Annotated in this window: 23 protein-coding genes; 17 read left to right on the top strand and 6 right to left on the bottom strand. The window is 67.8% G+C overall.

The window, feature by feature from the left end:
- Positions 1-17: 17 nt before the first annotated feature.
- Positions 18-2,333 carry an ATP-binding protein gene (locus tag FM111_RS05625; RefSeq protein WP_256968107.1) on the bottom strand — a complete coding sequence of 772 codons (2,316 nt, stop codon included), beginning with the start codon at positions 2,331-2,333 and terminating at the stop codon, positions 18-20.
- Between the two features lie 149 nt (positions 2,334-2,482).
- Here FM111_RS05625 and FM111_RS05620 point away from each other — a divergent pair, with 149 nt between their 5' ends.
- The 7 genes from FM111_RS05620 (at position 2,483) to FM111_RS05590 (ending at position 9,969) form a co-directional block, all read left to right on the top strand.
- Entirely contained in the window at positions 2,483-3,880 is a 1,398-nt protein-coding gene (locus FM111_RS05620; RefSeq protein WP_179205028.1) for a sensor histidine kinase, read from the top strand.
- A gap of 163 nt (positions 3,881-4,043) precedes the next feature.
- On the top strand, positions 4,044-5,474 hold the full coding sequence (pstC, locus tag FM111_RS05615) for a phosphate ABC transporter permease subunit PstC (RefSeq protein WP_087139824.1): 1,431 nt from the start codon (positions 4,044-4,046) through the stop codon (positions 5,472-5,474).
- Positions 5,467-6,777, top strand: a complete 1,311-nt coding sequence (gene pstA / locus FM111_RS05610) for a phosphate ABC transporter permease PstA (RefSeq protein WP_087139822.1) — start codon at positions 5,467-5,469, stop codon at positions 6,775-6,777. The genes pstC and pstA overlap by 8 nt, the downstream gene beginning before the upstream one ends.
- A gap of 5 nt (positions 6,778-6,782) precedes the next feature.
- Positions 6,783-7,643 (top strand): phosphate ABC transporter ATP-binding protein PstB, encoded by an 861-nt coding sequence (gene pstB, locus FM111_RS05605; RefSeq protein WP_087139820.1) that lies wholly within the window; start codon positions 6,783-6,785, stop codon positions 7,641-7,643.
- Between the two features lie 10 nt (positions 7,644-7,653).
- A complete protein-coding gene (gene phoU, locus FM111_RS05600) occupies positions 7,654-8,400 on the top strand; it encodes a phosphate signaling complex protein PhoU (RefSeq protein WP_087139817.1) in 747 nt (248 codons plus the stop codon).
- Positions 8,401-8,444: 44 nt separating this feature from the next.
- The gene (gene phoB / locus FM111_RS05595) at positions 8,445-9,134 is read left to right on the top strand and encodes a phosphate regulon transcriptional regulator PhoB (protein WP_003165711.1); all 690 of its coding nucleotides are present in this window, start codon (positions 8,445-8,447) and stop codon (positions 9,132-9,134) included.
- Positions 9,135-9,249: 115 nt separating this feature from the next.
- Positions 9,250-9,969, top strand: a complete 720-nt coding sequence (locus tag FM111_RS05590; RefSeq protein ID WP_087139815.1) for a CPBP family intramembrane glutamic endopeptidase, BDIM_20840 family — start codon at positions 9,250-9,252, stop codon at positions 9,967-9,969.
- Between the two features lie 4 nt (positions 9,970-9,973).
- Here FM111_RS05590 and FM111_RS05585 read toward each other — a convergent pair whose 3' ends face one another.
- Entirely contained in the window at positions 9,974-10,906 is a 933-nt protein-coding gene (locus FM111_RS05585) for an Hsp33 family molecular chaperone (protein ID WP_256968105.1), read from the bottom strand.
- Between the two features lie 203 nt (positions 10,907-11,109).
- Between FM111_RS05585 and FM111_RS05580 the strand changes: the two genes are divergently transcribed.
- The 6 genes from FM111_RS05580 (at position 11,110) to FM111_RS05555 (ending at position 18,867) form a co-directional block, all read left to right on the top strand.
- On the top strand, positions 11,110-11,640 hold the full coding sequence (locus FM111_RS05580; RefSeq protein ID WP_087139811.1) for a hypothetical protein: 531 nt from the start codon (positions 11,110-11,112) through the stop codon (positions 11,638-11,640).
- A gap of 97 nt (positions 11,641-11,737) precedes the next feature.
- Entirely contained in the window at positions 11,738-13,627 is a 1,890-nt protein-coding gene (gene serA, locus FM111_RS05575) for a phosphoglycerate dehydrogenase (RefSeq protein WP_087139808.1), read from the top strand.
- 99 nt (positions 13,628-13,726) lie between these two features.
- On the top strand, positions 13,727-15,529 hold the full coding sequence (locus FM111_RS05570; protein WP_087139806.1) for an autotransporter domain-containing protein: 1,803 nt from the start codon (positions 13,727-13,729) through the stop codon (positions 15,527-15,529).
- A 195-nt stretch (positions 15,530-15,724) separates the two neighbouring features.
- Positions 15,725-16,351, top strand: coding sequence for a M23 family metallopeptidase (locus FM111_RS05565; RefSeq protein WP_087139804.1), 627 nt, complete (start codon positions 15,725-15,727; stop codon positions 16,349-16,351).
- A gap of 111 nt (positions 16,352-16,462) precedes the next feature.
- Positions 16,463-17,428 carry an ABC transporter ATP-binding protein gene (locus tag FM111_RS05560; RefSeq protein ID WP_087139802.1) on the top strand — a complete coding sequence of 322 codons (966 nt, stop codon included), beginning with the start codon at positions 16,463-16,465 and terminating at the stop codon, positions 17,426-17,428.
- Entirely contained in the window at positions 17,425-18,867 is a 1,443-nt protein-coding gene (locus FM111_RS05555) for an ABC transporter permease (protein WP_087139800.1), read from the top strand. Before FM111_RS05560 ends, FM111_RS05555 begins: the two co-directional genes overlap by 4 nt.
- A gap of 135 nt (positions 18,868-19,002) precedes the next feature.
- Here the strand turns inward: FM111_RS05555 and rpsU are convergent, their stop codons facing one another.
- Positions 19,003-19,236: a 30S ribosomal protein S21 gene (gene rpsU / locus FM111_RS05550; RefSeq protein WP_087139870.1), complete on the bottom strand. Its 234-nt coding sequence runs from the start codon at positions 19,234-19,236 to the stop codon at positions 19,003-19,005.
- A gap of 189 nt (positions 19,237-19,425) precedes the next feature.
- Between rpsU and FM111_RS05545 the strand changes: the two genes are divergently transcribed.
- Together FM111_RS05545 and FM111_RS05540 are read left to right on the top strand one after the other, a co-directional pair.
- On the top strand, positions 19,426-20,094 hold the full coding sequence (locus FM111_RS05545) for a COQ9 family protein (RefSeq protein WP_087139798.1): 669 nt from the start codon (positions 19,426-19,428) through the stop codon (positions 20,092-20,094).
- On the top strand, positions 20,094-20,498 hold the full coding sequence (locus tag FM111_RS05540) for a hypothetical protein (protein WP_087139796.1): 405 nt from the start codon (positions 20,094-20,096) through the stop codon (positions 20,496-20,498). Before FM111_RS05545 ends, FM111_RS05540 begins: the two co-directional genes overlap by 1 nt.
- 1 nt (position 20,499) lies before the next feature.
- On the opposite strand, the gene FM111_RS05535 is transcribed toward FM111_RS05540, so the two are convergent.
- Together FM111_RS05535 and purE are read right to left on the bottom strand one after the other, a co-directional pair.
- Positions 20,500-21,582: a 5-(carboxyamino)imidazole ribonucleotide synthase gene (locus tag FM111_RS05535; RefSeq protein ID WP_087139794.1), complete on the bottom strand. Its 1,083-nt coding sequence runs from the start codon at positions 21,580-21,582 to the stop codon at positions 20,500-20,502.
- Positions 21,582-22,088 (bottom strand): 5-(carboxyamino)imidazole ribonucleotide mutase, encoded by a 507-nt coding sequence (gene purE / locus FM111_RS05530; protein ID WP_087139792.1) that lies wholly within the window; start codon positions 22,086-22,088, stop codon positions 21,582-21,584. The genes FM111_RS05535 and purE overlap by 1 nt, the downstream gene beginning before the upstream one ends.
- Before the next feature lie 127 nt (positions 22,089-22,215).
- Here purE and FM111_RS05525 point away from each other — a divergent pair, with 127 nt between their 5' ends.
- Positions 22,216-22,818 carry a GGDEF domain-containing protein gene (locus tag FM111_RS05525; RefSeq protein ID WP_087139791.1) on the top strand — a complete coding sequence of 201 codons (603 nt, stop codon included), beginning with the start codon at positions 22,216-22,218 and terminating at the stop codon, positions 22,816-22,818.
- 45 nt (positions 22,819-22,863) lie between these two features.
- Here the strand turns inward: FM111_RS05525 and FM111_RS05520 are convergent, their stop codons facing one another.
- On the bottom strand, positions 22,864-24,264 hold the full coding sequence (locus tag FM111_RS05520) for an amino acid permease (RefSeq protein ID WP_087139789.1): 1,401 nt from the start codon (positions 24,262-24,264) through the stop codon (positions 22,864-22,866).
- A gap of 466 nt (positions 24,265-24,730) precedes the next feature.
- On the opposite strand from FM111_RS05520, the gene FM111_RS05515 reads away from it, so the two are divergent.
- The gene (locus FM111_RS05515; RefSeq protein ID WP_087139868.1) at positions 24,731-26,317 is read left to right on the top strand and encodes an amidohydrolase family protein; all 1,587 of its coding nucleotides are present in this window, start codon (positions 24,731-24,733) and stop codon (positions 26,315-26,317) included.
- Positions 26,318-26,362 lie beyond the last annotated feature (45 nt).

Raw genomic sequence — 26,362 nt, 5'->3', positions numbered from 1 at the left:
ATTGAAAAAAGGAGACCTCAGGCCGCGGCTTCCGCGGCTTGAGGCGTCTGCGCAGTCAGGTCCGAGACCATGGCCAGCAGGTCTTCAACGCTGAAGGGCTTGGCCATATGGCGATCGGCGCCGGCGGCCAGGGCCTCGTCCAGATGTTGGGCCAGGGCGTTGGCGGTCAGCATGACGACAGGAACGTGCGGCAGGCCCATGACCGCCTCGTGCAGGCGGATTTCCCGCACGGCGGACAGGCCGTCCATGACCGGCATCTGCATGTCCATCAGCACCAGGTCGAAGGTCTGGGCGCGGTAGGCTTCGACCGCCTGGACGCCGTTCTCGACCGAGACCAGATCGAAGGCGGCGCTGTCCAGGATCAGTTCGACGACGCGGCGATTGGTCGGATGATCGTCGGCGGCCAGGATGCGCAGGCGGCGCGGCGCGGCTTTTTCGTCCGACGTCATGGCGGCGTCTTTCGGCGCGGGACGAAGGGGGATGGCCGGCGCCTGAGCCAGCTTGAGCGGCAGGCTGAGGATGAAGGCCGCGCCCGCGCCCGGCTCGCTCTCGCAACCCAGGTCGCCGCCCATCATGGCAGCCAGTTCGCGGCAGATCGCCAGGCCCAGGCCAGAGCCGCCGTAGTGGCGGGTGATGTCGCCGTCGGCCTGTTCAAAGCGATTGAACAGTCGGGCCTGCGTCAGGGCGTCGAAGCCGATGCCGGTGTCCTGGACCACGAAGCGCAGGGTCTGCGGCGCCTCGGTCGGGACGGCGTCGACGGTCAGGCTGACGAAGCCGGAGGCGGTGAACTTGACGGCGTTGGAGACGAGGTTGGTCAGCACCTGCTTCAGGCGGACCGGATCGCCATAGGTCCAGACCTGGGCCTCGGGCGCGACCTCGACAATGAACTGCAGGCCCTTGTCCCTGGCGGCGGCGGCGTAGAGGAGGGCGGCTTCCTCCACCGTGCGAGCGAGGTCGAGCGGCTCTTCCTTTAGCTCCAGGCGTCCGGATTCGACGCGCGCCAGATCCAGGATGTCGCTGAGCAGGGTCTGGAGGGTGCGGCTGGAGGACTGGATCAGCTCCAGCATTTCCTGCTGGTGCTGCGACAGCTCCGTGCGGGTCAGCGCCTGGGCCACGCCGATGACGCCGTTCAGGGGCGTGCGGATTTCATGGCTCATATTGGCCAGGAAGCGGCTCTTGGCGCGGTTGGCGGCTTCGGCTGCGTCGCGCGCCTCGGCCAGGGCTTCGGCATTGCGCTTCAGATCGCTGATGTCCGAGCAGACGGTCACGGCGCCGCCGCCGACGGTCGGGCGATCCTGGACGCGCAGCCAACGGCCCGCGACCTGCATTTCGCGCGGCGCGATGGGGGCGCGGCGACAGGCCAGACGTTCGGTGATCCAGGCCTCTTCGCGACCGGCGGCGTCGGGATAGACGCCTGCCTTCATGCCGACCTCGAGGACTTCGCGGAAGGTGACTCCGGGCCGCAATACCGAGATCAGATGCGGATGAATCTCGCTGTAGCGCTGGTTCCACAAGACCAGTCGGTCATCGGCGTCATAGACGCCCACGCCGTCCGGCATGGCGTGGACGGCCTCCAGCAACTGCCCCAGGACGCTGCGCCGCGACCACCAGATCATGCCGGTGAAGAAGGCGGCGACAACGACGGTCAGGACGACGCCGAGGGTGATCCACAGGGCGACAACGGCGGCGCTCGCCGCTTGACTGGGCAGGAGGACGCCCGGCGCAGGCGTCAGGCTCACCGCAGCCATGGCGACGAAGTGCAGCCAGGCGACGGCGCCGGAGGTCAGGAGGGTGGCGGCGGTCAGCTGCTTCCACTTGCCCATGGATGGCAGAAGCGCGACCGCGCTGAACAGGATCAGGCCGCCCGCAACAGCCAGGACGGCGCGCGGTGCGTTCCAGGCCAGAACCGCTCCGGACAGGCGCATGGCGTCCATGCCGACGAAATGCATGGCCGCGACGCCCGCCGTGACGACAGCGGCGGCGGCCAGTCCCGAGCGGCGTCGCCAGCCCGCGCCGCCCGCCAGATGCAGATGCATGCCGACCCAGAAGGCGGCCGTGACGATCACCAGGGACAGGAAGGTCTGCAGGGCGTCATACCGGATCTCTACGCCGACGTCGTAGGCCAGCATGGCGATGAAATGGGTGGTCCACACGCCCAGTCCGCCGACCAGAGGCGCCGACAGAGTGTAGGCCCGGCGGGTTCGCGGCGACAGACGACGGGCGCGCTCGGCGAGAAGCAGGGCGATGGCGAGGCTGAAGACACAGGCCAGGATGGCGAAAGAGGCGATTCGCCAATCGTGGCGCTCAACCAGACAGCTCAGAACGCCGCCCATCATGATGCTCCCTCAGCCCCTAGCCGTTCCGCCGTAAATCCGTGAAGAAACCAAGCTACACATCCCGTGCGTCGAACCGGCCGACTCAGCGGGCTGCCGACGGATCAATCTAGGTTGAGCTGCTGAAGAATGAGATAACGTCGGTCGAAATGCCTTACGATCACTCTCCATCTCCTGTTGCGCCTACGGCGTCGTCCCGACTGTGGACGGCCGGCGCCAGCGGGGGCGTGGCCATATTGGTGATGGCGGTTCTGGCGGTGATGAAGCCCGAGCTGGCGGGATGGCTGGCGGCGGGCGCCGTCGCTGTCGCGCTCGCGACCTGGTTGGTGAACCGCAATCCGCCGTCGGCCGCCGACGAGATGGAGTTCGAGCCCGGCGCGGTCGATCTGGGCCCTGACGCGGCTCTGCTGGGCGATGTGTTCGAGGCGCTGGACGATCCCTTGCTGATCATCAGCGGCGGCGAGGCGGACGATATCGCCGGACGCCGCATCGCCCTGGCCAATGCGGCGGCGCGCGAGCTGTTCAAGCTGAACGGGACGGGCGGCGGGCTGCTGGTCTCGGTCCTGCGTGAGCCGCGCGTGCTGGAGGCGGTGGACGAGGCCCTGTTCGAGGGCGTCGCCGCCGAGGTCGACTATGTCGGCGGCGGCGTTCAGGAACGACACTGGCGGGCCTTGGTGCGTCCCCTGCCGACGCGAGAGGCTTCAGCCTGGGGCGGCGGGGCGTTGACCCTGCTGGCGCTGCGCGACGAGACGGACGTGCGTCGCATGGAGAAGATGCGCGTCGACTTCCTGGCCAACGCCAGCCATGAGCTGCGCACGCCGCTGGCGTCCCTGTCCGGGTTCATCGAGACGCTGAAGGGCCACGCCAAGGACGACCCCAAGGCGCGCGACAAATTCTTGGACATCATGGCGGTTCAGGCCGACCGGATGCGGCGCCTGGTCGCCGATCTGCTGTCGTTGAGCCGGATCGAGCTGAACGAACACATCGCGCCTCTGGGCCGGGTCAACCTGGCGCGGGCGACGGCGGATGTGGTCGATGCGGTCAGCGTCATCTCTAGCGAGCGGCAGGTGACGATCCATGCGGACTTGCCGCACGGCGGCGCGGCCGTGACCGGCGACCGGGACGAGATCGCCCAGGTGGTGCAGAACCTGATCGACAACGCCCTGAAGTATTCCAGCGCAGGCGGGACCATCGAGGTCGGCATCGAGATCGACCGCACTCTGGACGAGGCCATGGCGGCGCGGATGGCCGAGGGCAACCGCCTGTCCCTGGCGACCCCCGACCGCGAGACGGGCCAGCGTTACGCCGTCGTCACCGTGCGCGACCACGGGCCGGGGATGGCGCGCGAGCACCTGCCGCGTCTGACCGAGCGATTCTATCGTGTCGAGGGCCAGAAGAGCGGCGACCGGCAGGGCACGGGCCTGGGGCTGGCCATCGTGCGCCACATCATCATCCGCCACCGCGGCGGCCTGTCGGTCGACAGCGCGCCGGGCTGCGGCGCCATCTTCGCCGCCTGCTTCCCGCTGGCCCCTGCGGCCGAGTCCTGACGTCCGCATTCGGAGCGATCGTCATGGAGCTGCGACATTGCGGCCGGGCGCCGTAACAGAACTGTCATCCAGCCGTCTTAATCCGCTGACGTATCGCAGGCAGTTTCCCGGCCGAAACGCACCGAACCCGGCGCGTTCCTGATTCCTGCGCTGATCGGACCGGATGATCTGGATTTTCCTGCTGCTGCTGATCGCCTTCGCCGTCCTGGCCTATGTGGCCGGGCGGGCCTTGGCCGTTCGCCGGAGCCAGGGGGCGAAGTCGCATTCGCGTCCTGGCCAACACGGGCTTTACGCCCTGATCTGGGTCGGGGTTCCGGCGCTGGCGATGCTGATCGCCGCCTCGGTCTTCTCGACCTCCATCGAGCAGCAGATGATGCGGGCGGGCGCGCCTGACAGCGTCACCCAGCTGGAGCCGTTCCGCCGCGAGGCCTTCTTCGCCGACGCCCGTCTGGTCGGTGCGGGGCAGGAGGCGCGCCAGATCTGGCCCGCGCCTTACGCCGAGGAACTGCCGGCCGAGGGCCGCCGCGCCCACCGCATCGCCGCGGCCCTGAACTGGGGCGGGGGCGTCGCCGCCCTGATCGCCGCCGTGCTGGGCGGCCTGTTCGTCTTCACCCGCATCCGTCCCGACCTGCGTGCGCGCAACAAGGTCGAGGGCTGGATCACTGGAGTGCTGTTCGCCTGTTCGGCGGTGGCGGTGCTGACCACGCTCGGCATCATCTTCTCGCTGGTGATCGATTCCCTGCGCTTCTTCAGCATGGTGCCGATCACCGAGTTCCTGTTCGGAACCAAGTGGAGCCCGCAGATCGCCATTCGCGCCGATCAGGTCGGGTCGTCGGGCGCCTTCGGAGCCGTGCCGCTGTTCGCGGGCACCTTCTTGATCATGGCCATCGCCATGGCGGTGGCGGCGCCCATCGGCCTGTTCTCGGCCGTCTATCTGTCGGAGTATTCGGGCCGGAAGACCCGCGCCCTGGTCAAGCCGGCGCTGGAAGTCCTGGCTGGCGTGCCGACCGTGGTCTACGGCTTCTTCGCCGCCCTGACCGTTGGTCCGGCGCTGCGTGTCTTCTTCAACGGCATTGGCGACATGCTGATCGGCGGCCCGTTCAACGATCTAGGGCTGTACCTTTCGCTGGTCCAGAACCAGATGGCTCTGGTCGCGGGCGCGGTCATGGGGATCATGCTGATCCCCTTCGTAAGCTCGCTGTCGGACGATATTCTGAACGCGGTGCCGCAGTCCCTGCGCGACGGTTCCTACGCCATGGGCGCCACCAAGTCCGAGACGATCAAGAAGGTGCTGCTGCCCGCCGCCCTGCCGGGCGTCGCCGGCGCCCTGCTGCTGGCCGTGTCGCGCGCCATCGGCGAGACCATGATCGTCACCATGGCCGCGGGTCTGGCCGCCAAGCTGACCCTGAACCCGCTGGAGACGGTCACGACCGTCACCGTCCAGATCGTCACCCTGCTGACCGGCGATCAGGAGTTCAACAGTCCCAAGACACTGGCCGCCTTTGGTCTGGGCCTGACGCTATTCGTCGTCACCCTGCTGCTCAACATCGTCGCCATGCGCATCGTGCAAGCCTATCGGGAACAGTATGACTGACGCCGCCCAGAACTTGACCGAGCAGGGCGCGACCGGCGTCAGCCCGCGCACCCAACGCCTGAAGAGCCGCCTGCGCGCCCGCTATGCGCGCGAGACCCGCTTCCGCTGGTACGGCCGCGCGGCCATCGGCGTGGCCCTGACCTTCCTGGTGATCCTGCTCGGCAGCATCGTCACCCAGGGCTACACCGCCTTCTACGCCCATACCGTGACCCTGCCGGTCTATATGGACCCGGCGCGGATCGACCGTTCCTATCCGCAAGGCGCCAATTTCGAGCAGATCGTCGCCGAACAGCAGATCCGCCGCCTGGGCGTCCAGGACGACGAACAGGGGACCAAGGCCTCGGCCATGAAGGCCCTGCTGTCCTCGGAGCTGAAGTTCCAGGCCGCCAAGATGATTGCGCGCCAGCCCAGCCTGCTGGGCCAGACCGTGCCGGTCGCCGCGCCGCTGTCGGACGACGCCGAGATGTATCTGAAGGGCAAGATCACCCGCGATCAGCCCGAGGACCAGCGCCGCGTCACCAATGAGCAGATGGACTGGCTGGACCGGATGAAGGCCTCGGGCGCCGTGCGTCCGCACTTCAACTCGGCCCTGTTCACCAAGGGCGACTCGACCCAGCCGGAGCTGGCGGGCCTGCTGGGCGCCGTGGTCGGTTCGGCCCTGATGCTGATGGTGACAGCCCTGATCGCCATTCCGGTCGGCGTCGGCGCCGCCGTGTGGCTGGAGGAATACTCGCCGCGCAACCGCATCACGGCGATCATCGAGGTCAACATCAACAACCTGGCCGCCGTGCCGTCCATCGTCTACGGCCTGCTGGGTCTGGCGCTGTTCATCAACTTCCTGCACCTGCCGCGCGCCAGTCCGCTGGTCGGGGGCCTGGTGCTGGGGCTGATGGCCCTGCCGACCATCATCATCGCCACCCGTTCGTCGCTGAAAGCCGTTCCGCCCTCGATCCGCGAGGCGGCCCTGGCCATGGGCGCCAGCCGCACCCAGACGGTGTTCGGCCACGTCCTGCCGCTGGCCATGCCCGGCGTGATGACGGGCGCGATCATCTCCATGGCCCACGCCCTGGGCGAGACGGCGCCGCTGCTGCTGATCGGCATGATCAGCTTCGTGCCGGGCGTGCCGCACGCCATCGACGAGCCGGTCGGCGCCCTGCCGTCGCTGATCTACATCTGGGAGAACGCGTCCGAGCGCGCCTTCCACGAACGGACGGCGGCCGCCATCCTTGTCCTTCTCGCCTTCATGATCGTCATGAACGCCGCCGCAGTCCTGCTGCGCCGTCGCTTCGAACGCCGGTGGTAAATCTTATGAAGTCCCGCATCTTCCGCGCGCCCGAAGGCGTTTCCAACGGCGCTTCCGCCACCCTGACGACGGCGCCGGTCGTCGGCGCCCACGCTTCGGCCCCGCTGGGTCCGATCAAGATCGCCGCGCGCGACGTCAGCGTCTTCTATGGCGAGAAGCAGGCCCTGTTCGACGTCTCGCTGGATATCCCGGACAAGACGGTGACGGCGCTGATCGGCCCATCTGGTTGCGGCAAGTCGACCTTCCTGCGGACGATGAACCGCATGAACGACACCATCCCCGGCACCCGCGTGACCGGCCGGATCGAGATGGACGGCGGCGACATCAACGACCGCAAGATCGACCCGGTGCTGCTGCGCGCCCAGGTCGGCATGGTGTTCCAGAAGCCGAACCCCTTCCCCAAGTCGATCTATGAGAACGTGGCCTATGGGCCGAAAATCCACGGTCTGGCCTCGACCAAGGGCGAGATGGACGAGATCGTCCAGAAGTCGCTGAAGCGCGCCGGTCTGTGGGACGAGGTCGCCGACCGTCTGCACTCGCCGGGCACCGGCCTGTCGGGCGGCCAGCAGCAGCGCCTGGTCATCGCCCGCGCCATCGCGGTCGAGCCGGAAGTCATCCTGATGGACGAGCCCTGCTCGGCGCTGGACCCCATCGCCACGGCCAAGATCGAAGAGCTGATCGACGAACTGCGCGAGCGCTACTGCATCGTCATCGTTACCCACTCCATGGCCCAGGCGGCCCGCGTGTCGCAGCGCACGGCCTTCTTCCACATGGGCAAGCTGGTCGAGACCGGCGACACCGAAGAGATCTTCACCAACCCGCGCGAAAAGCGCACGCTCGATTACATCACCGGCCGTTTCGGCTGAGGACCCGACGATGAACCAGCATACGGTCAAGGCTTACGGCGACGAGCTGAACCAGTTGACGGCCGAGGTGGTCCGCATGGGCGGCCTGGCCGAGGCCCAGGTGGCGGACGCCATCGAATCCGTCGCCCGCCGCGACGTGGCTCTGGCGAAGGCGGTGGTCGAGCGCGACAACCGCCTGGACGCCCTGCATCGCGACATTGAGAAGAAGGCGATCCGCCTGATCGCCCTGCGTCAGCCGGTCGCCAGCGACCTGCGCCGGACGCTGGGGGCCATGAAGCTGGCCTCGGACCTGGAACGGACCGGCGACCTGGCCAAGAACATCGCCAAGCGGGCGCTGATCCTCGCCGAGGCCGAGCCGATGCAGCCGCTGACCCGTTCGATCGAGCGCATGGGGCGGCTGGTGTCGAACCGTCTGCGCGACGTGCTGGACGCCTATACGGCCTCGGAGATCGAGCGCGCCCTGTCGGTCTGGCAGACCGACGACGAGGTGGACGAGCACTACAACGCCCTGTTCCGCGAACTGCTCACCTATATGATGGGCGACCCGCGCACGATCACGGCCTGCACCCATCTGCTGTTCATGGCCAAGAACCTGGAGCGGATCGGCGACCACGCGACCAACATCGCCGAGACGGTCCACTATGAGATCACGGGCGAGGACATGCTGGGCGAGCGGCCGAAGGCCGTGCCCGGTCCCGGCGAAGAGCCGACGCCGACCCCGCATCTGCCTGCGTCGCCTGACGCGGCGGACGACTGACACCCCTACATCGCTGACGACTTCGACGAACCGGAGAGGCTGACGTGCAACCCTATATCCTGGTGATGGAAGACGAGGACGCCCTGGCCACCCTGCTCCAGTACAATCTGGAGAAGGAAGGCTATGACGTGGCCGTCGCCGCCGACGGCGAGGAGGGGATGCTGCAGATCGACGAGCGCACTCCCGACCTGATCCTGCTGGACTGGATGCTGCCCAAGCTGTCGGGCATTGAGGTCTGCCGCCGCGTGCGCGGCCGGGCCGAGACGCGCAACCTGCCGATCATCATGCTGACCGCGCGCGGCGAAGAGACGGACCGCGTGCGCGGTCTGGACACCGGCGCCGACGACTACATGACCAAGCCCTTCTCGATGACGGAGCTGACCGCGCGCATCCGCGCCGTGCTGCGCCGCATCCGTCCGGGTCTGGCCGACGACCGGGTCAACCACGCCGACATCATCATGGACCGCGTCGCCCACCGCGTCAGCCGCGCGGGCCGCGAGGTGCATCTGGGCCCGACGGAGTTCCGCCTGCTGGACCACTTCCTCAAGCATCCGGGCCGGGTGTTCAGCCGCGAGCAGCTGCTGGATGCGGTCTGGGGTTCGGACGTCTATGTCGAGGCCCGCACGGTGGACGTCCACGTCGGCCGCCTGCGCAAGGCGCTGAACGTCGAAGGCACGGTCAACCCGATCCGCACCGTGCGCTCGGCGGGCTATTCGCTGGACCTGAACAACTGATCTGAGCCCTTCTTCCCCTCGGGGGAGAAGGCGGGCGCCTTAACTTTTCTTCATCTGCATCCGCAGGGCCATCCGTCCGCCTCTGAACGACGACGTCGTATCGGGGAGGGAAGTCATGTCGGACGCCATTGTCGCCATGCTGGGCTGGGTCGGCGCGATCGCGTTGGCGGGCGGGGCGGCCGCCGTCCTGTCTCGGGGGAAGGTGCGCTGGGGCTGGCTGGCCGCAGCCTTGCTGCTGATGGCGGTCTATGACGCCGTGCTCACGCGCGGCTACGGGCACATCCCGCTGGATTTTGGACCCTCGCGCTGGAACTGGGAGGGCAAGACGCTGGCCGTCCTGCTTTCGCTGGCTGTAGCGAGCCTGCCCATTGTGGGATGGCGGCGCAGCGGCGTGACGCTGCATCAGGACCGGGCGGGGCTACGAGGCGCGTTCATCCTGTCAGGTCTTTTGGTTCTGTTGTTCCTCGGCCTGGCGATCTGGATGCCGGGCGAAGGGTTCGACGCCGACAGCCTGGCTTTTCAACTGACCATGCCGGGGCTGGACGAGGAGATCTTCTATCGCGGCGTGCTGCTGCTGATGCTGAACGAGGCGTTCGGACGGCCGGTCCGTGTGCTGGGCGCGCCGATGGGTTGGGGCGCGGTGCTGACTGCGCTGGCGTTCGGCCTTACCCACGCCCTGGGCTATCAGGACGGCGGCTTCACCTTTGACTGGGCGCCGATGGCGTCGACGGGACTGGCGGGCCTGCTGCTGGTCTGGCTGCGCGAAAAGACCGGCAGCGTGCTGCTGCCGGTCCTGCTGCATAACTACGGCAACGCCGTCTTCATGCTGGTCTGAGGGATCAGGCCTCGGCCGTTTCCAGCTCGGCCGGGTCGATCTCATAGTTGGTCGAGCAGTATTCGCACGTCACGCGGATCTTGCCGTCGTCCTCGACCATTTCGGCGCGCTCTTCCGCCGGGAAGGACTGGAGCACGCCGGCGATACGGTCCCTCGAGCAGCGGCAGACGGCGGCCAGGGTCTGGGCGCCTTCCAGTCGCACGCCATCCTCGTGGAACAGGCGGTACAGCAGGGTCTCGGCGCTGATCGTCGGGTCGATCAGTTCGTCGTCGCCCAAGGTGGCGAACAGGGCGCGGGTGCGCTCCCACACTTCTTCGGTCGAGCCGCGCGACTCGTCGCCGGCGATGACCTGGATCATCGCCCCGCCTGCACGCCAGGCGCGGCCCGCGTCGGTTTCGACCTCGCCGACCGCCAGGCGCACCTTGGTCGGCACCTGCTCGGACTGGGAGAAGTAGTGTTCGGCGCACAGCGACAGGCTCTCGCCCTCGATGGGGGTTACGCCCTGCGTCCGCTCGAAGTCGGCGCCGCGATCCACCGTCATGATGAAGACGCCGCCGCCCAGCAGGGTCTTGGCCCCCGGACGGGCGAAGCCTTCGGACGCCTTGGCCACTTCTTCCGGGTCGAACCGACAGAAGCCCCGCAGATGGCCGTCCGTGCCGTAGTCGGCGACGACATAGCGCACCGGGCCGTCGCCCTGGGCCTGGACGATCAGGCGGCCGTCGAACTTCAACGCCGAGCCGACGATGGCGGCCAGCACGCAGGCCTCGCCCAGCAGGGCGGCGACCGGCTCGGGATAGGCGTGGGCCGACAGGATCTTGTCGACCGCCTCGCCCAGTCGGACCAGGCGGCCGCGCACCGGCCAGCCTTCGATCTGGAAGGCGGCGGCGAAGTCGTCCGTCGGGGCGGCGATGGGGGCGTCGGGCGCGTGATCGGTCACGGCGTGAAATCCTGAAAACTGTCGGAAGCGGCGCAACATAGGGAGCCGAAGGGCGCTTGGTAAGGGGAGGCCGTGTCGCCCGCGCCACGGCCCCGTGAGGTTCAACGCGCGGTTCAACAAGCTTGACCGGACGCAGGGAACCCTTTGTGCTGAAGCTCGCTCCCTTAGGAACCGAAACTGCTTCCTTCCCCAAGAGGTCTGACATGATGGATCGTGAGTTCAACGTCGTGGATGAGGTCCGCAAGCACCCTGGAATCACCGCAGGCGTCGTGGCCGTTCTGGCGGGCGTCGGCCTGGCGACCATCCTGCTGAACCAGCGCTCCGGCCCGACCCGCTATGAGCGGATCAAGACGCGCATCGACCCGCGCGGCTGGTTCGACGCCGAGGCCCTGCGTCACCGCTTTGACGATATCGCGCGCGGGGTTCGCGAAGGGGCGGATGATCTGACCCATCGTGCGGCCGATCTAGGCGACTACGCCCAGGAGCGCGCCGGCCGCTTCGGCGCGGAGACGCGCGATCGAGCCGATGAATGGTATCGCCGCACACGCAAGAAATCGCGCCGCCCGATGCGCCGCTATACCAAGCAGGCGCGCCGCTATGCCGAGGACGCCGGCGACTTCGCCCGCGATCACGCCAAGGAGGGCGGCGCCCTTCTGGCCGTGGCCACCATCGCCGCAATGATCGGCGCGGCGGCCCTGGAAAGCCGCCGTCGGGGCGAAAATGGCGGCCGCTGAGCCGGTTTTCAGCTGTAAATGGAAAAATCATGCGGAAAGGGGTGCTTCGGCGCCCCTTTTCATTGCTGCGAATGCGAAGAGGGGTTAGAGCCCGCGCATGATCTCGCCTGTCTTCATCTTCGACTTCGATTCCACCCTGGTTCGCATCGAGACGCTGGAGGCGCTGGCCGAGCTGGCGCTGAAAGACGCGCCCGACGCCGCCGAGCGCAAGGCGCGGATCGCGGCCCTGACCGACGACGCCATGAACGGTCGGATCGGCTTTGGCGAGGCGCTGAAGCAGCGGCTGGACCTGCTGGCCCTGCGCCGCGAGCACGTCGAGGCCCTGACCGACCGCATCCTGGACGAGGCGACGGTCTCCATCCGCCGCAACGTCGACTTCTTCCAGCGCAACGCCGAGCGCATCTACATCCTGTCGGGCGGCTTCCGCGAGGTGATCGCCCCCCTGGCCGAGCGGCTGGGCGTGGCGGCCGATCATGTGCTGGCCAACGACCTGATCTATGACGACGAAGGCCGCGTGACGGGCGTCGATACGGCCAACCCCCTGTCGCGCGAGAACGGCAAGCCGGAGGTGATCCGCGCGCTGAGCCTGAACGGTCCCGTGGTCATGGTCGGCGACGGCTGGACCGACGCCGAGGTCAAGATTCAGGGCGCGGCCGACCGCTTCTACGCCTTCACCGAGATCGTCAGCCGCGCCAAGGTGGTCGAGGCCGCCGACGCCGTCGCCGCCTCCCTGGATGAGGTGCTCTACGCCGAGGGCGTGGCCGGGCGCTGGTCCTATCCGCGCAACCGCATCCGCATGCTGCTGCTGGAGAACGTCCACCCCGCCGCCGTCGAGCGGCTGGAGGAGGCGGGCTATTCCGTCGAGACGATGAAGGGCGCGCTGGACGAGGACGACCTGATCGAGGCGATCAAGGGCGTGCACGTCCTGGGCATCCGCTCCAAGACCAACGTCAGCCGCCGGGTGCTGGACGCAGCCGATCGGCTGATGGCCGTGGCGGCCTTCTGCATCGGCACCAATCAGGTCGATCTGGACGCGGCGGCGGACAAGGGCGTGGCCGTGTTCAACGCCCCCTATTCCAACACCCGCTCGGTGGTCGAACTGGCCATCGGCATGATGATCGTCCTGATGCGCGACGTGGCCGACAAATCGCGCGAGATGCACAAGGGCGTGTGGAACAAGTCGGCCACGGGATCGCGCGAAGTGCGCGGCAAGACGCTGGGCATCGTCGGCTACGGCGCCATCGGCAGCCAGTTGTCGGTGCTGGCCGAGAACCTGGGCATGAGGGTGCTGTTCTACGACCTGTCCGAGCGGCTGGCGCTGGGCAATGCGCGGCGGATGCGTTCGCTGGACGCCCTGCTGGCTGAGGCGGACGTGGTGACGATGCACGTCGACGGCCGCAAGGAGAACACCGCCATCATCGGCGCCGAGCAGTTCGCGAAGATGAAGCCGGGCGCCCTGTTCCTGAACCTGTCGCGCGGTCATGTGGTCGATGTCGACGCCATGGCCGAGGCGCTGAAGTCCGGCCGTCTGGGCGGGGCGGCGGTCGACGTCTTCCCCGAGGAGCCGCGCACCAATGCAGACCCGTTCGACAGCCCGCTGGTCGGCCTGTACAAGACGATCCTGACTCCGCACATCGGCGGCTCGACCGAGGAGGCGCAGGAAGCCATCGCCGAGTTCGCTGCCGAGCGGCTGCTGGGCTATCTGAACCGGGGCGACACCACCTTCTGCGTCAACCTGCCGAACGTGCAGTTGGCCGAGGTGACGCGCGCCCACCGTCTGCTGCATATCCACCGCAATCAGCCGGGCGTGCTGGCCGAGCTGAACCGCGCCCTGTCGGATGCGGGCCTGAACATTCTGGGCCAGCACCTGAAGACGGACGAGCGGACCGGCTATGTCATCACCGACGTGGACCGCGACTACGACCGTGAGGCGCTGACGGCGCTGAAGCAGCTTCCGGGCACCATCCGCTTCCGCCGTCTGCACTGATCGTCGATCACCTTCCCTCGCGTCATCTTGCGTCCTGAGAAAAGCGGCGCAGACTGCAGCCTAACGACCGCATACGGACGGTCGATGGGAGGGAAATCGATGTCTCGTCTTCTTCGCGGAGCGGCGCTGGCTGCTCTGAGCCTGGCCGCCGTGTCCGCCGCCGGAGCCGCCTCGGCCCAGAGCTACAACCGTCTGGTGGTGTTCGGCGACAGCCTGTCGGACAATGGCAACCTGTATCTGGCGACGGGCGGATCGACCCCGACCTCGCCGCCCTATGGTGCCGGGCGATTCTCCAACGGGCCGGTGTTCACCGAGCGGCTGGGCTTCAACGCCGCCAACTTCATGGGGCCGGTGACGGGCAGCATCAACTACGCCTTCGGCGGTGCGCGCACCGACAGTCAGACGGCGCCGTTGGGGATGCGATTGCAATTGGGCCAGTATCTGCAGCGCGGCGGCAAGTTCGGCGCGAACGATCTGGTCAGCGTGCTGGGCGGGGCGAACAACATCTTCCAGGGGTTGCCTGCAGCAGGGGCCTCGCCCAATCCGACCGGCTCCATCGCTCCTGTGGCGCAAAGTGCGGCGGCGGATATCAACTTCATCGTCAACGGCGTCGCTGAGGCCGGAGCGGGAACGGTGCTGGTCACCAACCTGCCCAAGCTGAGCCTGACGCCGCAGTTCCGTGGGACGCCCGCCGCGCCGCTGGCTGACTACGCCGTCACGACGTTCAATGGCGCCCTGCTGACCGGGCTGACCACGACGGCGGCGGCGCGGCCGGGCAGCAACATCATCCTGATGGATCTGTTCAAGGTCGGGGACGTGATCGCCAACAACCCCAGCGCCTTCGGCGTGTCGAACGTGACCCAGGCCTGCTTCAATGGCGTGACGCTGTGCTCCAACCCGGACGACTACTTCTATTTCGACGGGGTGCATCCGACGGCCAGGGGCCATGCGGTGATCGCGCGCCTGGCCAACGACTATCTCTATTACGGCGATCTGGGCAGCCAGACCGCGATCCTGGGCGAAACATCCTGGCGGCACCGCGAGGACGCGCTGGACAACTCGACCGCCGCCCTGTCGGGGCGTGAGGCGTGGACGGGCGGAACCTCGATCTCGGTCGAGGGGCTAGCCGACAAGACGGAGACCGATGCGCGCGGCGCCATCGGCGAGGCGACCTCTGACGGCTATGGCGTACGGATCGCCCTGGAGTCGGGGACGGAGAGCTTGCGCTTCGGCCTGGCCGGTTCCTATCGCAACGCCGATGTGGATGCGGGCGCCTTGCGCGCCGACGTCGACAGCTTCGGGCTGGACATCTACGGCGGCTGGCGCTCGAGCGACCTGTTCGTCAATGCGGCGGCGGGTGTGGCCCAGGACGACTTCAACGACGTCAATCGCCTGACCAGCCTGGCGCCGATCGTCCACAGCGGCTCGACGCGCGGCGTCTCGACCGGGGCGCGCCTGCAGGGCGGGATATGGTTCGACCTGGGCGGCTTCGCCCTGTCGCCGCGCGCGGCGGTGGCCTGGGTCAACGCCGATGTGGACGGCTTCAGCGAGCAGGGACCGGCGGCGCAGTACGCCTATGCCGACCGTTCGGTGCAGGCGACGACGGCCGAGATCGCCCTGCGCGCCGAGGGCGGGACCGAGCGGATCCGCTTCTACGCCGAGGGCGGTTATCGCGACAGCCTGAGCGACGACAGCGACGCCGTGCGCACCGGCATCCTGGGCAATCCCGCCCAGGTTCTGGCCCGCGACGTGGACCTGCCGTTCGGCGGGCAGGTGCTGGCCGCCGCCGGGATCGAGGGCACGGTCATGGAGCGGCTGAAGGTGTCGATCGGCTACAAGGGCCGCTTCGGCGATCACGCCGACAGCCATATGGCGGCGGTGAAGCTGAGCTTGCCGCTGTAATTCTGGAAAAACGAAGGTTTCCGAGGTGCGACCCCGTGTCGCCCTCGGAGCGCCCCATTCATGTCCCGGTAAAATTGCAAAAGACGGTCAATTCCGGCCGTCGGCGACTTTGAGTTTCGCTGCCTGCGCGCGTGTTTCGCGCCTTCCTGACGGCTCCTCCGCGCTGACCAAGCGCTCAGAATGAGTCGTTAGAGTATGCGTCTAGTTCCTCCGGCCGTGCGGCCGCATGTGATCCGTTTCGGCCAGACGGGCGTCTTGGCCGGTCTGGCGGTTCTGGCCATGGCGGCCGCGCCCGTCGGCATGATTTCCGGCGCCCCTGAGAAGGTCGTCGATATCTCGGCCCCCATCGCCCCGCCGGTAAAGGCGGTGGCCGAACCCGCCGGCCCCGTCACGCGCAAGATTGTCTTCGAGGCGCCGCTGAAGGGCTATCGCATCAACTCGCCCTTTGGTCTGCGAAAGCTGGCGATCGAGGCCAAGGCGCGGGCGCACAAGGGCGTGGACATCGCCGCGCCGACCGGCACCGGCGTCTTCGCCACGACCGAGGGCAAGGTGCTGCGCGCGGGCTATCAGGCGGGAGGCTACGGCAACTTCATCGAGATGCAGCATCCCAACGGCATGACCAGCCTGTACGGCCACCTTAGCCGCATCGATGTGCATACGGGCAAGGTCGTGGCGGCCGGCGAGCGTATCGGCCTGGTCGGTTCGACCGGCTATTCGACCGGCCCGCACCTGCACTTCGAGGTCCGCCGCAACGGCGGCCAGATCGATCCCGCCAAGATCGTCGGCCAAAGCTTCGACATCCGGGTGAAGGCGCCGGTCTGATCCTGTGCACGGGGGCGCGGCATCATGACCAAACCGTAATGTAAAATACCCTTTCCATTGCCTGCGCGCTGCCGTTAGATTCGATCCTTGGGCTTTTTGCAGGGGGACCGAATGGTCGCGGCGCTGACGCTGGATGGAATCAGTAAGAGATACGGAGGCTTCCAGGCGGTCTCCGACCTGAGCTTCCAGGTCGAGAAGGGGTCGATCTGCGGTTTTCTGGGGCCGAACGGGGCGGGCAAGACCTCGACCCTGCGGATGATCCTGGGCCTGCAGCCGGCGACCAGCGGCCGCATCGACATCCTGGGCGCGGACGACGGGCGCAAGGTGCGCGACCGGATCGGCTTCCTGCCCGAGGAGCGGGGCCTCTACAAGAAGATGACGCCGGTGGACGCCATCGCCTTCTTCGGCGGGCTGAAGGGCCTGCCTCTGCCCGAAGGCCGCCGCCGCGGCCGTGAGATGCTGGAGCAGATGGGCCTGGGCGAGGCCAGCAAGAAGAAGATGAAGGAGCTGTCCAAGGGGATGGCCCAGAAGGTCCAGTTGATCGCCTCGGTGGTGCATCAGCCGGAGTTCGTCATCCTGGATGAGCCGTTCTCGGGCCTCGATCCGATGAACCAGCAGGGACTGGAGGCCATGATCCGCGCCCTGGCCGACAATGGGGCGACGGTGCTGTTCTCGACCCACGTCATGCAGCACGCCGAGCGTCTGTGCGACAAGGTGGTGTTGCTGGCCCGCGGCCGTAAGGCGTTCGAGGGCACGGTGGACGAGGCGCGGGCGACATCGCCGCGCTTTCTGGAACTGGAAGGGGCGCTGGACCGAAACGCGGTCGCCGCTCTGCCGGGCGTCAGCGGCATCGAAACCCTGGCCGAAGACGGCTCCGTCAGCACCCTGCGCGTCGGTCTGACGCCGGGGGCGGAGGCGCAAAGCGCCCTGCGCGCCGCCTTCCTGGGCGGGCTGGACGTGCGGCGATTCCAGATGAAGGAGCCGACCCTGCACGACGCTTTCATCGCCCTGACCGGCGATCACCCGGACGAGGATCAGTCCGTCGGCAAGGCCGACAAGATGGAGGCCGCGCGATGAACCGCATTCTTCTGATCGCGCGCCGCGAGTTCCTGGCCTACGCCAAGACGGTCGGCTTCTGGCTGTCGCTGCTGGCCTTCCCGCTGTTCGCTGTGCTGGGCGGGGCTATTCCCGCCTTGATGAACCATGCTGAGCCGGTGCGCGAAGCCGTCATTATCGACGAGACCCCGGCCGGGTCCGGTCTGGCCGCCGCTGTGAGCCAGGCGCTGGAGAGGGAGCGCGGACGCGCCGACATCGCCGCCCTTCGCATGGCCGCCGTGCCCGAGGCCGGGACGGCGGGCGGCGACCGCGTACGCGAGGCCGCCGAGCAGGGCGGCTTCGACGCCGGGCTGGAGGCGCTGAAGAAGGAGGCCCCGCGCGCCGCCGCAGGCTTCAAGACGCCCAAGCGGTCGTTTGAACTGGTCGAGGCGCCCGCCGATCTGGCCGCCGCTGCGCCGGGCGAGGCGCGCGACGCCCTGGCCCGCCGCTATGTCGACAAGGACGCGCCCGAGGGTGAGAAGCTGAACGCCGTGGTCTTCCTGACCGAGGCCGAGGGCAAGCCCGGCGCCCGTGTCTGGACCGGCCGCGCCACCGACGATGTGGTCGAGGACGCCATCCGCGACGCCCTGAAGTCCGCCAACCGCAGCCGCGTCTTCGTCGCCAGCGGCATCGATCCTGCGGTGGTGTCGGACACGGAGAAGTTCCGGCCGGACGTCTCGGTCTTCTCGCCGCGCGCGGCGTCGGGGGGCGAGGTGTCGTTCCGCGACAAACTGCCGGTGATCGTCGGTCTGGCGGTCGGCTTCATCCTGTGGTCGCTGATCATCACCGGCGCCTCCATCCTGCTGAACAGCGTGATGGAGGAAAAGTCGAACAAGATTCTGGAAGTGCTGCTGTCTTCGGCCTCGGCGACCGAGATCCTGGCGGGCAAGGTGCTGGGCGTGGCCCTGCTGACCCTGGCCGTGCTGGGCGCCTGGGGCGGCATCGGCGCCATCGGCCTGATCGCGACCGTGCCCGATGTGGCGCGGGACATCGGCTCGGTGCTGCTGACGGACGGCCTGTTCGTCTACTTCCTGCTGTTCCTGGTCGGCGGCTATCTGATGTACGCCGTGCTGTTCGCGGCCATCGGCGCCTTCTGCGACACGCCGCGCGACGCCCAGACCCTAATGGGGCCGATCATGATGGTGCTGGTCGTGCCAATCCTGGTCATGCAGATGGCCATCCGCACCCCGGACGCCATGGTGGTGAAGGTCATCAGCCTGATCCCGCCCTTCACCCCCTTCGTCATGGCTGCGCGCGCGCCCAGCGGACCGCCCCTGATCGAGATCATCGGCGGCCTGATCGGGATGTTCCTGTTCGCGGCCCTGATGGTCTGGGCGGCCGGCCGCGCCTTCCGCGCGGGCGCCCTGTCGGACGTGAAGCTGAGCTGGAAGAGCTTCATGGGCGCTGTGACGGGGCGGTGAGGTTTAGGGGAGGGAGGCCTTGCCTCTCTCCCGCTCATCCCGGCGGTCGCGGGGATGAGCGGAGAACAAGCACACAAAGAAAAGGCCGCCCCGGATGTCCGGGGCGGCCTTTAATCTTTCAGGCGTCAGCGAGTCTTAGCGACCGCGACCCTTCGGAGCCGGCAGCAGGCCCTCGCGCTGAGCGCGCTTGCGAGCCAGCTTGCGGGCGCGACGGACAGCTTCAGCCTTTTGACGGGCGCGCTTTTCCGACGGCTTTTCAAAGTGCACGTGACGCTTCATTTCGCGGAAGCTGCCTTCGCGCTGCATCTTCTTCTTCAGGGCTTTCAGCGCCTGATCGACATTGTTGTCGCGGACAAAAATCTGAACCAGGGGTCTCTCTCCTTTGGCCGCCCGCCGCGTCCTTTCCAAGGGAGACGGGCAGACAAAACAAAACCACGCTCGAGAGGAGGCCTCCCAAGTGAAGGCGCGCTGATACATGATCGGGGGGGGCGTGTCCAGATCGTCGCGCCTAATCGTGATGGCTCGAAACGCCCGCCGGATGGGCGTATCGTGCCGCCCATGACCGAGACAGCCGAGACCGCTCCGAAAGGCGATTGGGCCGACCGCACAGAACAGGCCGTTCTGGACGCGGCCATAGAACGCGCGCCCGCGCTGGGCTGGAACGCGCGCCTGACGCGCGCCGCGTGCGAGGCGTGCGGCCTGTCGCTGGGCGACCAGGAATTGCTGCTGCCCAACGGCCCGCGCGATCTGGCGGTCCTGCTGTCGCGTCGTCATGACGCGCGCGCGCTGAAGGCGCTGGAGGCCACGCCCGCCTCGACGATGAAGATTCGCGAGCGAATCGCCGCCGCCGTCTCGGCGCGGATGGAATCGGGCGCCGAGGACATCGAGGCGGCTAAGCGGTGCGCGGGCTTCCTCAGCCTGCCGACCAACGTCGACCTGGGCTTCAAGCTGGCGTGGGAGACGGCGGATCACCTGTGGCGCTGGGCCGGGGATACGGCGACGGACCAGAATCATTACTCCAAGCGGGCGATTCTGGGCGGCATCCTGATCCCCGCCCTGACCATGCGTTGGTTCGACGGGCGCGAGGCGGCGGAAGATTTCGTCGCCCGCCGCATCGAAAACGTCATGGCCTTCGAGAAGTGGAAGGCGGGCAAGGACTTCGACGCGCCGGTGCGGACGATCACCGACGTGCTGGGGCGGTTGCGCTACGGGGCGAGGGGAGCCTGATGAGGATGCGCGCGAAGGCTGTCGTTCTGGCGATGGCCCTGTTTGTTGGCAGCCCGGCCATGGCGCAGATCCTGCCGGATCCCAACGCGGTTCAGTGGCGAGAGGTTGGGGCTGTCGGAGCCTTCGAATACTCTATTGATGAGAGATCTTTGGCGCGAGATGGGGACACGCTGACGGTGTTAATGCGCGGGTGGGCGCCGCCTTCGGGGAGCGACAAGATCAACACCATAGTCGCGCGTCTGACTTTGGACTGTCAGCAGCGGCTCGTGGCGCTAGGCGTGCGCGACTATTATCGCGAGGTTGCGGGGTTTGCGCGCTCTTCGAGGCTTGAGAGCGGGCTGGTGGAACCGACCGATCCGGGCCAGATTCTGCTGCTGGATCGGCTCTGCGTGGAGCAGCCTTGATCTAGCCGAGCGACAGAATGCGGTTCATGTGCGCCATCTTCCGCCCCGGCCGGGCGTCGTGCTTGCCGTAGAGGTGCAGGCGGGCGTCGGGCTGGGCGGCCAGGGCGCGCCAGTCCTCGATCTCGGCGCCCAGCAGATTGGTCATCTCGACGCGGGCGTGGGCCTGTGTCGGGCCCAGGGGCCAGCCGACGACGGCGCGGACGTGCTGCTCGAACTGGTCGCAGATGCAGCCGTCCTGGGTCCAGTGGCCGGTGTTGTGGACGCGCGGGGCGACCTCGTTCACCAGCAGTTCGCTGTTCCCCATGTCGAACAGTTCGATGCCCATGACGCCGATGTAGTCGAGGCCGTCCAGAACGGCGGCGGCGATCTGTTCGGCGCGCGCTTGCGTGGCCGGGTCGACGGCGGCGGGGGCGGTGGTGGTCTTCAGCACCCCGTTCTTGTGGACGTTCTCGCCCAGGGGATAGACGGCGACGGCGCCGTCGCGGCCGCGCGCGGCGATGACCGACAGCTCCCGCTGGAACACGGCGGCGGCCTCAAGTACGGCGGGGCGGCGGCCGATGGCGTCGAAGGCGGCTTCGGCGTCGGCGGCGTTGCGGATCCAGACCTGGCCCTTGCCGTCATAGCCCTCGCGGCGGGTCTTCAGCAGGGCGGGCAGGCCTAGGCGTTCGATGGCGGCGGTCAGGTCGTCCAGCGTCGTCACGGCGGCGAAGGCCACGGTCGGGGCGCCGACGGCGTTGAGATAGGTCTTCTCGTCCACCCGGTCCTGCGCCACGGCGAGAGCCGTCGGTCCCGGCGCGACCAGGGCGCCCGCTTCGGCCAGGGTCTCGACCGAGGCGGCGGGAACGTTCTCGAATTCGAAGGTGACGACGTCGCACAGACGGCCCAGCGCCTGCAGGGCGTCGGGATCGTCATAGGGGGCGGTGATCTGGGCGCGCGAGACGCGGGCGGCCGGGCTGTCGGGCTGGGGGTCAAGGATCACCACGTCGAAGCCCAGACGCGAGGCGGCCTGGCTCAGCATCCGGCCCAACTGGCCCCCGCCGAGAATGCCAAGGGTCGAACCGGGGGGCAGGGGAAGATCGGGCATCAGTCCTCGACGCTTTCGGCGACGGATTCGGTCTGGGCGGCGCGGAAGGCCGACAGGCGCTCGGCCAGGGCGGGATCGGCCAGGGCCAGGATCTGCGCCGCCAGGATGCCCGCGTTGGCGGCGCCCGCCTCGCCGATGGCCAGGGTGGCGACGGGCACGCCGCCGGGCATCTGGGCGATGGAGAGCAAGGAATCGAGGCCCTTCAGCGCCTTGGACTGGACCGGCACGCCCAGCACCGGCAGATCGGTCATCGATGCGGCCATGCCGGGGAGGTGGGCCGCGCCGCCTGCGCCGGCGATGACGACCTTGAAGCCCTTGTCCTTGGCCGTCGTGGCGAAGTCATAGAGACGCTGGGGCGTGCGGTGCGCGCTGACGACCTTGGCCTCCCAGGCGACGCCCAGTTGGTCCAGGCGGTCGGCGGCCAGCTTCATCGTGGGCCAGTCCGAGCGGCTGCCCATGATGATTGCGACCGGAGTCGTTGAAACGGGCGGCGTGGAGGCGGTCATGCGCAAAGGCTCCCCAAGCGGAAAGCGGCCCGTTACAGCACCCGCGTTGCGCCCGCAACCGAGGACGCTAGACTCCGGCGCGTCGCGGGGCCTTGAGTCGGCCGGAAATGCGACGCCGGAGCCCGCCTTGAACCACCTGGCCGAACAGACGACCGCTGCGGGCGCCGATGCGGAATTGCACGCCGAGATCGCGCGCCTGCGCGCCGAAGTGGCGGCTCTGACCGAACGGGCGGAGCGGGCTGAGGCTCTGGCTGACCACGACGTGCTGACGCCCGCGCTGAACCGGCGCGGCTTCATGACGGTGCTGGCGCGCAATCTGGCCTATTGCCGCCGCCACGGGGTTGAAGCGTCGTTGCTGTATCTCGATCTGGACGGCTTCAAGGGAATCAACGACCGCCTGGGCCATGCGGCGGGGGATGCGGCTCTGATCGCCGTGGCGGAGCTATTGCTGGCGAACGTGCGCGAATCCGACGCCGTCGGCCGCATGGGTGGGGACGAGTTCACCGTGGTGCTGATGAATGCAGGCGCGGAGGAAGGGCGCGAGAAGGCGCGGCGGCTCAGCGAGGCGCTGGAGAGCGAAGGCTTCGTCTGGGACGAGACGCGGGTAGCGCTGGGCGGCTCGTTCGGCGTGCGCGCCTATGCGGCTCAGACGGACGCGGAGGTCTGGCTGTCCGAAGCCGACGCGGCCATGTGGCTAAGGAAGAAGGCGCGGCCTGAAGCGACGCGCTGAAGAATTGAAAAAAGGGCGCCGAGGTCAGCCTCGGCGCCCTTTGCTTTAGCCGTTCAGCAGGCTGTTGCGGCGGCTGTACAGCAGATAGACCGCCACCCCGATCACGTTCCAGATGACGAAGTTGATCTGGGTCGAAGCGGGCAGGCTGAAGAACAGATAGATGCAGCCGGCGATGGCCACCGGCCCGACCAGCCACCACACCGGGGCGCGGAAGACGCGCGGCCGGCCCGGCTCGCGGCGGCGCAGCACGATCAGGCACAGGCCGACCGAGGCGAAGGCCACCAGCGTCCCGGCGTTGGCCAGGGCGGCCAGGTCGCCCAGCGGAATGAAGCCGGCGATGATCGCCATCAGCACGGCGGTGCCCGCCGTCACGCGCACTGGCCCGCCCGAACGCTCGGACACATGGGCCAGGCTGCGCGGCAGCAGGCCGTCGCGGGCCATGACGAAGAAGATGCGGCTCTGGCCGAACATGAAGGCCAGGATGACGGTGGGCAGGGCCACGACCGCCGCCCCTGCGATCAGGGTGGCCCACAGGTCGGACCCGACGGTGCGGATGATGTGGGAGAGGGGCTCGGGCGACTTCATGAAGTCGGTGAAGGGCATGGCGCCCAGGGCGGCGATGGCCACGGCCATGTAGATGATGACGCAGGCCACCATCGAACCGATGATGCCGATGGTCAGGTCGCGGGCGGGATTGCGGGTCTCTTCCGCCGCCGTGGCCACGGCGTCGAAGCCGTAGAAGGCGAAGAAGATGATGGCCGCCGCCGCCATCACGCCCATCTCGGCGCCGACGCCGTGCGAGAAGCCGTAGGGCATGAAGGGCTTGAGGTTGGCCGGATTGAAGTGGGGCAGGGCGATCGCCACGAAGGCGATCAGGGCGGCGATCTTGACCACCACCAGCACGGCGTTGATCGAGGCGCTTTCCTTGGTGCCGGCGACCAGCAGACCCGCCACGGCGGCGACGATGATCACGGCCGGCAGGTTGACGATGCCGCCTTGCGACGGGGCTGAGGTCAGCATGGCGGGCAGGCCCATGCCAATTCCCTCCATCATGCCCGAGAAATAACCCGCCCAGCCGACAGCCACGGCCGAACAGACCACGGTGTATTCCAGGATCAGGCTCCACCCGACCATCCAGGCCGCGCCCTCGCCCAGGGTGGTGTAGGAATAGGTGTAGGCCGAACCCGACTCCGGGATCATGGTCGCCAGCTCGGCGTAGGCCAGGGCGGCGCAGACGCAGACGATCCCCGCGATGACGAAGGCCAGCATGACCGCTGGTCCGGCCCGCTCCGCCCCGACGCCGATCAGAGTGTAGATGCCGGTGCCGACGATGGCGCCGACGCCCAGAGCGACCAGATGCGGCCAGGACAGGGTGGGCTTCAGCCCATGAGCCTTGGGCGGCCCTCCCAGCGCAGGCAGGGCCTTGCGGCGTGTCACGAAACTCATGCGTCTTCCCCCAGGCGGCCCTTGACGGCGAATGTAAAAATATTCGGAATAACGGTGTTTTTCCGTAGCATTATTGGCGCAGCCTTGGGTCAACCAAGCTATGCCGCAACAGAAAAAACGACCCTGAAAGGCCGCTTCATATCCTGATCATTGGATCATAAATTCAGATTTGCCGCAGAAACAACGCTTCGATCCCGCATTTGACCTGAAAAAGCGTATTTCGAAGATGGCTCAGTTTTTCGACGTTCGTGTGAATTATATTTCGTCGTACCGGCAATATCCGAAGCTCATGCTTCCTTCGGGGTGCTAGCGATTCAAGGACCGGCCAGGCGCCGGACAGGCGCTTGCAGGGGCTTCGGCCCCCAATCTTGGGAGGGATTGCAGCTTGCGGACGACGGTTGGGGTGAAGGCTATCTTCAAGGGCGCCGGTGCGGCGTGTGCGGCTGCGCTCCTGTTGGGGGCGGGAATGCCGAGCGCGGTTGCGGCTCAGGCCCAAGCGCAGGCGGCGCCCGCGCGCGCCACCCTCAATCCGGCGCCGCCGCGCCGCGCCGATGAAGGTTTCGGCCCTTACCCGCTGATGGTGGTGCGCGGCGCGATGCTGATCGACGGCACGGGCGCGCCGCCCATGGGGCCCGTCGACATCGTCATCGAGAACGACAAGATCACGGATGTCATCCAGGCCGGATGGCCCGGCCTGCCCGAGCGCGAGGGGCGCCCGCCGCTGAACGCGGCGCATGAGATCGATGCGCGCGGCATGTACGTCATGCCCGGCTTCGTCGACGCCCACGCCCACGGCGGCAGCCCGCAGAAGGCGCCGGACCTGGAGTATGTCTACAAGCTGTGGCTGGCCCACGGCGTGACCACGGTGCGCGGCGTCAGCCTGGCGCCGCACGACATCGCCGTGTCGGAGAAGGCCCGTTCGGCCAGGGGCGAGATCGTCGCCCCGCGCATCTTCAACTATCAGACGCTCGGTTCGGGCTGGTCGCGCGGCCGCATCCGCAACCCCGAAATGGCGCGCGAATGGGTGCGCTGGGGCGCCGCCAACGGCGTGGACGGGATCAAATTCTTCCTGCGCGGCGACGAGACGCCCGAGGTGGTCCTGGCCGCCATCGACGAGGCCAAGAAGAACCACATGGGTACGGTGGCCCACATCGCCCAGCCGGGCGTGGCCCAGCTGAACGCCGAACAGCTGGCGGCGGCGGGCCTGGGAACCATCACCCATTTCTACGGCCACTTCGAGTCGCTGCTGGGCGGGCGGACGATCCAAGACTATCCGACCGACTACAACTTCTACGACGAGCAGAAGCGCTTCGGCGAGGCGGCCGAGATCTGGGACGAGGTCGAGCCGGGTTCGGCGGAATGGTACGCCTATCTGGAAGCGCAGAAGAAGGCGGGCGTCGTCTTCGATCCGACGATGACCATCTATGCGGCGTCGCGCGACCTGATGCGGGCGCGCAACGCGCCCTGGCACCAGACCTATACGCTGCCGGCGCTGGCGGACTATTTCCAGTCCACGCGCGACAATCACGGCAGCTACTTCTTCGACTGGACGACCTCGAACGAAGTGGCGTGGCGCCGCTTCTACGAGCGGTTCATGCGGCTGGTGAACGACTACAAGAAGGTCGGCGGTCGGGTGACGGTGGGCTCGGACTCGGGCTTCATCTGGAAGCTGTACGGCTTCGGCTACATCGAGGAGCTGGAGCTGCTGCAGGAGGCGGGCTTCCATCCGCTGGAGATCGTGCGCGCCGCGACGATGGACGGGGCGACGACCCTGGCCGAACCGACCGGCAAGGCGCCGACCTTCGGCATCGTGCGGCCCGGCATGAGCGCGGATCTGGTCATCACGACCGAGAACCCGCTGGCCAATTTCAAGACCCTTTACGGCACCGGACATGAGCGCCTGAGCCCCGAAAACCGCATCGAGACGGTCGGCGGCGTGCGTTGGACGGTGGCGCGCGGGGTCGCCTACGACGCGCCGGCCTTGTTGGCCGACGTGCGGGCCATGGTCGATCGGCAAAAAGCCGAACGGGGAGAGGCGCAAGGAGGGCGCTGATCCAAAACAGCGACGCAGGCGACGCCGAATGGGGACGGCCCGCCT

The organism is Brevundimonas diminuta 3F5N (genome assembly GCF_900163625.1).
Lineage (GTDB): Bacteria > Pseudomonadota > Alphaproteobacteria > Caulobacterales > Caulobacteraceae > Brevundimonas > Brevundimonas diminuta_A.
This window is presented reverse-complemented; position numbering and strand designations above follow the sequence as displayed.